This is a genomic window from Burkholderia sp. Ac-20345 (assembly GCF_017104825.1).
In the GTDB taxonomy this organism is placed as follows: Bacteria; Pseudomonadota; Gammaproteobacteria; order Burkholderiales; family Burkholderiaceae; genus Burkholderia; species Burkholderia lata_B.
This window is the reverse complement of record NZ_JAAGPO010000328.1, coordinates 1-6737: the sequence shown is the minus strand read 5'-3', so window position 1 is coordinate 6737 and position 6737 is coordinate 1. Positions and strand designations below refer to the sequence as shown.

The following is a 6737-nucleotide window of genomic DNA, read 5'->3' as shown; positions in this document are numbered from 1 at the left end:
GCCCGGCTGACGATCGACCGGCAGCGCAAGCGGGCCCGGCACGTCGCGCAACGCGCCGCGCCAGTAGTCGAGCTGACGTTCACCTTCGCCGCCGGCCAGCATGTCGCGCTGCCAGTCCGCATAGTCGGCGTACTGGATCGGCAGTTCGGGCAGCGACGGTTCGCGGCCTTCGGCATACGCGCGATAGGCAGCCGACAGTTCGTCGAATGCGCAGCGCGAGCTCCAGCCGTCGGTGATCGCGTGATGCGCGGTCAGCAGCAGGCGGTGACGGTCGTCGGCAAGCGCGACCAGCGTCGCGCGCAGCAGCGGGCCGCGCGCGAGGTCGAACGGTTCGGCCGCATCGCGCTCGGCGAGACGCGCGGCTTGCGCGTCGCGGGCAGCGGGCGGCTGGTCGCGCAGGTCGACGTCGGCGATCGTCACCGGCAGATGCGTGTGGATCCGCTGCATCACGACACCGTCATCGTTGTCGACGAGCGTTGTGCGCCACGCCTCGTGACGGCCGATCACGTGATCGAGCGCGCGCTGCAGTGCAGCGCGATCGAGCGTGCCGTCGATCGTCCAGTGTGCGGCGATGTGATATGCGGCGCTCGCGTCACGTGTTTGCGCGAGCACCCAGAAACGTTGCTGCGCGAGCGATGCGGCGCGATCGACGTGCGGCGCTTCCGATACGCCCGCTTCGGCCGGCACGCGACGTGCGGAAATGGCGGCCAGCGGTTCGCCGGTTTCGCGCTCCGCACGATCGACCGCTTCGGCCAGTTCGAAGAGCGCCGGATCGGCGAACAGCGTATCGAGCCGCAGGTTCACGCGTACCGCGGCACGGATCGCGGCCTGCAACTGCATCGCGGCGAGCGAATCGGCGCCCAGCGCGAAGAAACGGTCGTCACGCGACGGCGTGACATCGAGGCCGAGCAGTGTCTGCCAGAGGCCGGCGAGCTGCTGTTCGGTCGGCGTGCGCGGCGCGTCGCCGCTGCCTTGCACGGTGTCGCGCGCAGCGGCAATCTTCTCGCGCAGCGCGGCACGGTCGATCTTGCCGTTCAGCGTATACGGCAGCGCATCGCAACGCACGAACCGGTGCGGCTGCCACGCGGCCGGCAGTTGCGCGGTCACATGTTCTTTCAGCGCCGCATCGTCGGCCGCCGCGCGCAGCGCGACGCACGCGATCAGCCGCGTCGGCCCGTTGCCGGTTTCGGCGACCACGGCGGCGTCGGCCACGGCCGGGTGCGAACGCAGGCACGCGGCGATTTCAGCGGGTTCCACGCGCACGCCGCGCACCTGGACCTGATCGTCGAGACGGCCGAGATAGTCGAATGCGCCGTCGTCGCGCAACCGTGCGAGGTCGCCCGTGCGGTACACGCGCGCACCGGGTTCGCCGTCTGCATCGGGAATGAAACGCTCGGCCGTCAGCGCCGGACGGCCGTGATAGCCACGCGCGACGCAGACGCCGCCCAGCAGCAACTCACCCACGCCATCGGCCTCGCCGCCGTCGACACGCGCGACGCGCGGCCCGATCACGCGGCCGATCGGCAACGACGCGTACGCATCGTCGGCGGCCAGCACGGGCGTCTCGCCCGGCTCGACCGGCCACAGCATCGGCGAAATGACGGCCTCGGTCGGCCCGTAGCCGTTGATCAGGCGTACCGACGGGAACGTGCTGCGCACGAATTCGAACGCCTGCTGCGGCAGCGCTTCGCCGCCGAACGCGAGCACGCGCAGGGCCGGCGGCACGCCGTCGCGCGCGGCCACCGCCGCGAATTCGCGCAGGTACGCAGGCGGGAACGCGGCCACGTTGACCGATTCACTCACCATCAGCACATGTGCGGCATCCGGCGCGAACGGCTGCGGCGGCGCCACGACAATGCTGGCACCGGTCGCGAGCGGCGCGAGCCAGCATTCGTGCGCGGCATCGAAATTGACCGACGCGAAATGCAGCAGGCGGTCGCCGGCCTCGATCGGCAACGCGGCCGCGAGCGCATCGCAGTGCGCGGCGAGCGGCCCGTGTTCGACGACGACCGCCTTCGGCGTGCCGGTCGAACCGGACGTATAGATCATGTAGGCGGCCGAACGCGGGTGAACGGATACCGCCTCGTCATCCGCAGCGATTTCCTCCCCGCCCTCTGCTTCGAATGCCGCGTCGAACGCGTGTTCGAACGGCTTGCCGAGCGCCGCGCGGCCGGCCGCGTCGACGATCCCGTGCCGCAACTGCGCATCCTGGACGATCCAGTCGAGGCGCGCGGCCGGATGACGCGGATCGAGCGGCACGAACACACCGCCCGCCTTCAGCACGGCCAGCAGCGCGACGAACAGTTCGCACGAACGCTCGACGCACACGCCCACCCGCACTTCCGCGCCGACGCCGGCCGCGCGCAGTTGCCGGGCCAGCCGCGACGCCTGCGCGTCGAGCGCGCCGCGCGACAGGCGCAAGTCATTCTGGAAAGGAACCGCGATCGCGGGTGCGTCGGGCGCGAGGCGCGCCAGTTCGCGGATTCGGTGATGCAGCGCAGTCGGGAAACTCGTCATGTGCGTGAAGTCCTTCGGTCCGGCCGCTTCGGCCAAGTCTCGGGGCCGCTTGGGGCGGCTTCACTGGTGTGACGAACGGCGCAGCCGATTTTTTACCGTTTTGTGCTCAAAGCCCGTGCGAACGCTTTTTTGAACGCGCCGCTAAATATTTGCGCGGCCCGTTCGTCTATCAGGGAGGAACGCCGGAACGGGGCCCCGCCCCGCCCGCCGCTTTCACGTCAGTTTTGCCGTTTCCGCGTTTTCGCTTGCCTTCCCTTTACCGACGTTGCCGATGACAGCCGCCCACGAGCCTTCTTCCCCGCCGTCCCTCGACGCATCCCCCGCCCGCCCCGCGGCGCGCCTGATCCTTGCGCTGCTGCGCGAAAGCCGCGCGTCGCTCGCGCTGGCGCTTACCGCGTGCGTGCTGAACGGCGTCGCGAGCGTGCTGCTCGTCGCGACGCTGAACCGCGCGCTGTCACAGCCGGGCGCCGCCGATGCGTCGCTCGCGTGGCGCTTCGCGCTGTGCGCGGTGATCGCGCTCGTCACGCGAATCGTGTCGGGCACGCTGTTTGCCCGCCTGTCGCAGGACACGATGGCGCGGCTGCGCGTGCATCTCGCGCGACGCGTCGGCGCGGCCGAGCTGCGCGACATCGAGCGGATCGGCGCGGCACCCGTGCAGTCGGTGCTGACCGACGACGCCACCAACGTGTCGATGCTGTTCTTCGCGCTGCCGAACCTGGTCATGCACGGCTCGATCGTGTTCGGCTGCCTCGGCTACCTCGCGTGGCTGTCGTGGCCGGTATGCCTGCTGGCACTGGCCGCGATCATCGCGGGTTCGCTCGGCTACCACACCGGAGACCGCCGCGCGATCGCGTCGCTCGAGGCGGCCGGCCAGGCGCAGGATCGCCTGTTCGGCTATCTCGGCTCGCTGTTTTCCGGCGCGAAGGAACTGAAGCTGCACGATGAACGCGCACGCCAGTTCGTCGACGGCCAGCTCGGCGCCGCGATCGGCGAAGTGCGCGACCACCGCCGTCGCGCGTTCAGCGCGTATGCGGTCGGCGTCGGCTGGATCATCTTCCTGTTCTACGTGTTCCTCGGCATCGCATCGTTCTGGCCGCAACTCGGCGTGCATGCCGATCCGGCCTCGGCCGCCGGCTACGTCGTCGTGTTCCTGTTCATGCTCGTGCCGCTCGACGGGCTGCTGAACAACCTGCCGACCGTCAACGCGGCCCGCGTGTCGCTCACGCGGATCGAAGGCGTGATGGCCGAATTCGGCGCGCTGCGCACGGTGCCGCCCGCGTCCGACGCACCCGACGTGCCGCCGGCCGGCGCCGTCACGCTGCGCGGCGTCACGCATGCGTACTTCCACGAGCGCGACGAACGGATGTTCAGCATCGGGCCGATCAACCTGACGATCCAGCCGGGCGAGCTCGTGTTCATCGTCGGCGGCAACGGCAGCGGCAAGACGACGCTCGCGAAGGTGCTGACGGGGCTCTACGAGCCGGAAGAAGGCACGATCGAGGTCGACGGCCGCACGATCGGCTGGCGCGAGCGCGCCGCGTACCGGCAGCGCTTCAGCGCGGTGTTCAACGATTTCCACCTGTTCGATGCGCTGCTCGGCATCGTCGATCCGGACGATCCGTCCCGCGCGCAGGCCGATGCCCGCGCGAACGCGCTGGTCGCGAAACTCGCCCTCGATCACAAGGTGAAGGTGGTCGACGGCGCATTCTCGACCCGCGCGCTGTCGACCGGGCAGCGCAAGCGGCTCGCGCTCGTCGTCGCGTACCTGGAGGACCGGCCGTTCTACCTGTTCGACGAATGGGCGGCCGACCAGGATCCGTCGTTCAAGGCCGTGTTCTACGAGCAACTGCTGCCCGAGCTGCGCGCGCGCGGCAAGGCCGTGATCGTGATCACGCACGACGACCGCTACTTCGATCTCGCCGACCGCCTGTTGAAGCTCGACAACGGGCGCATCGTCAGCGACACGACGCCGGCGCGATCGCGCGCGCAGGATGGCGTCGATGCGCTGAGCGCGTAACGCGGCAGTCGATGCAAAAAAATCGCCGACGCGCTGCAATGGCAGTGCGTCGGCGATTTTCGTTTCAGAAGGAAATGCTTCGGGCGCGTGGGTGGTTCACCACGAGTCAGGCCGGCCCCAATGCCCTGCCCGTCGAAGTCGAAGCGGCGTCATCCGCCGCTCGACCGCCGCGCACTCAACGCACGACCGGCAGCTTCAGCATCGTATCGGTCATCACGTCGGCCAGTTTCAGCGCCGACATCGGCCCGCCGAACCCCCAGATATTGCGTTCGATGAGCGCGATCCGGTGTTCCCTCATCGCGGGCACGAAGCGCCACACCGGCGAATCGAGTTTCGCGGACAGCGGCACCTCCATCCCGGATGCGGTCACGAACAGCACGGCCAGCTCGCGCTGCTTGAGCAAATCGGCCGACGTCACGTACAGCGTGCCTTCCCGCGTCGGCTTCTTCGGCCACGGGTCGAGCCCGAGCGCGCGCGCGAGGCCCGCCGACGTGCTGTTGCCCGTATAGGCCCAGTAGCGGTCGGGCAAGCCGAGATCCTGCAGCAGCGCGACGCGCTCGCCCTTGCGGCCCGCGGCCGCGAGCCGCGTCGCATTGCGCGCGATGCCCGCATCGAGCTGCGCGTCGACCGCCTGCGCCCGCGCGTCGCGCCCCGTCACCGCACCGATCGTCCGGAAGATCTGCCGCATCCAGTCGAGCTGCGTGACCGGCACGCCGCCGTCCGACACGTTCGGGCTGAACTGGAACAGGATCGTCGGCGCGATCCGGTCGAGCGCGTCGAAGATCGGCGCGTGACGGAAACCGACGCCGATGATCAGGTCGGGCTTGACCGCCGCGATCGCTTCGAGGCCCGGCTCCTGGCGCGAACCGATGTCGGTCACGTTCGCGAGCCGGTCGCTTTGATAGCCGAGCCAGCCCGGATAGAACGCCGTATCGGCCATCCCGACCGGCACGATGTCGAGCGCGATCACGCTTTCCGCGAACATGAAGTCGAGCGCGACCACGCGCTGCGGCCGCACCGGCATCGTCGCGCTCGCCTGCGACACGACGGGATTGCCGGCCAGCGACACCGCGCCCGGCGCACGCACGCCCTGCGCGCGATGGACATCGAGCGTTGCGGCAACGGCGCCGGACGCTGCGGAAAGCGCGCCGCAGCCCGCGGCGCAGAGCGCCGCGAGCGCGCCAAGCGCGTGCCGGCGGCCGGCATCCGTCACCGGATCGCGTCCTGCTCGGCCAGCGCCGCGTCGTCCATCGTCAGTAGCAGGGGGCAGCTTCCACACAGTTGCGTTTCTCCAGGAATTTCATAGCGCAGGCAGCACACGCGGCGCGTACGAAACGGCGTCGGCAGCAGCGCCGAGCGCGGCACGGCGTCGCGCACAGGCACGCGCAGCGGATTCGGCTCGCCGTGCACGCAGCTCGAACCGAACAACCAGTCCGCATCGCGGACGGGATCGGCGGCGCATGGCAGCGAACGACACGTATCGAGCAGATAGTCGAGCAGGTTGCCCGCGTTGCTCCACAGCACGCGCGGCGTGACGCGGCCCATCGCCGCGAGCAGGTCGATCACCGCGCCGAGATGCGCGATGAGCCCCGCATAGCGTGGTGCCGGGTCGTCGCACGGTGCGCCGAGCGCATCGTGCGTGAAGTACAGCGCGGCAGGCATCCCGTCGTCGAGCGCGACGAACGTGCGTTCGGGCGTCATGTCGAGCGGCCGGCCGAGCGTCAGCGCGGCGACGACGCCGGCCGGCGCCGCGCGGCCGAAATAGTATTTGCTCCATTGCGACATCAGCGCGCGCGCATGCTGCGCCGGATCGCCGCCGTAATGGCGGACCATCGCGTCGAGCACGATGTCGCGGTGCGCGGGCAACGCGCTGACCGGCACGATGAGGCGGCCCGGCGCGGGCGCGTCGTCGGGCATGCCGAGCCAGACGACGTCGAGGTGTTCGGCAAACGGTTCGGGCGCGAACGCCGAGAAGCGCGTGGCGCGCGCGGCGTCGAGCGACGGTGTCATCGCCCTGCGCGCCGGGCGCGGCGCCCCTCGAGGATCAGCAGCCCGAGCAGGTATGGCGCGCCGATCAGCGCGGTCAGCACGCCGGCCGGCACTTCGCGCGGCGCGACGACCGTACGCGCCGCGAGATCCGCCACACCGAGGATCAGCGCGCCGCATGCGGCCGCGAGCCACAACCGCGTACGGTGCCGGCGCA

General features: G+C 70.1%; 5 protein-coding genes. 1 reads left to right on the top strand and 4 read right to left on the bottom strand.

Annotated features, from left to right (window positions below; translation table 11 throughout):
- The coding region (locus G3O06_RS45695) for a non-ribosomal peptide synthetase (protein ID WP_205820018.1) at positions 1-2517 on the bottom strand (2517 nt) is incomplete at its 3' end.
- A 271-nt stretch (positions 2518-2788) separates the two neighbouring features.
- Between G3O06_RS45695 and G3O06_RS45690 the strand changes: the two genes are divergently transcribed.
- A complete protein-coding gene (locus G3O06_RS45690) occupies positions 2789-4534 on the top strand; it encodes a cyclic peptide export ABC transporter (protein WP_174912278.1) in 1746 nt (581 codons plus the stop codon).
- Positions 4535-4709: 175 nt separating this feature from the next.
- On the opposite strand, the gene G3O06_RS45685 is transcribed toward G3O06_RS45690, so the two are convergent.
- The 3 genes from G3O06_RS45685 to G3O06_RS45675 all read right to left on the bottom strand — a co-directional run.
- Complete coding sequence (locus tag G3O06_RS45685; protein ID WP_205820017.1) at positions 4710-5747, bottom strand: iron-siderophore ABC transporter substrate-binding protein; 1038 nt, start codon at positions 5745-5747, stop codon at positions 4710-4712.
- Positions 5744-6544, bottom strand: coding sequence for a siderophore-iron reductase FhuF (fhuF, locus tag G3O06_RS45680; RefSeq protein ID WP_205820016.1), 801 nt, complete (start codon positions 6542-6544; stop codon positions 5744-5746). Before fhuF ends, G3O06_RS45685 begins: the two co-directional genes overlap by 4 nt.
- The coding region (locus G3O06_RS45675; RefSeq protein ID WP_205820015.1) for an iron chelate uptake ABC transporter family permease subunit at positions 6541-6737 on the bottom strand (197 nt) is incomplete at its 5' end. The genes G3O06_RS45675 and fhuF, both read right to left, overlap by 4 nt.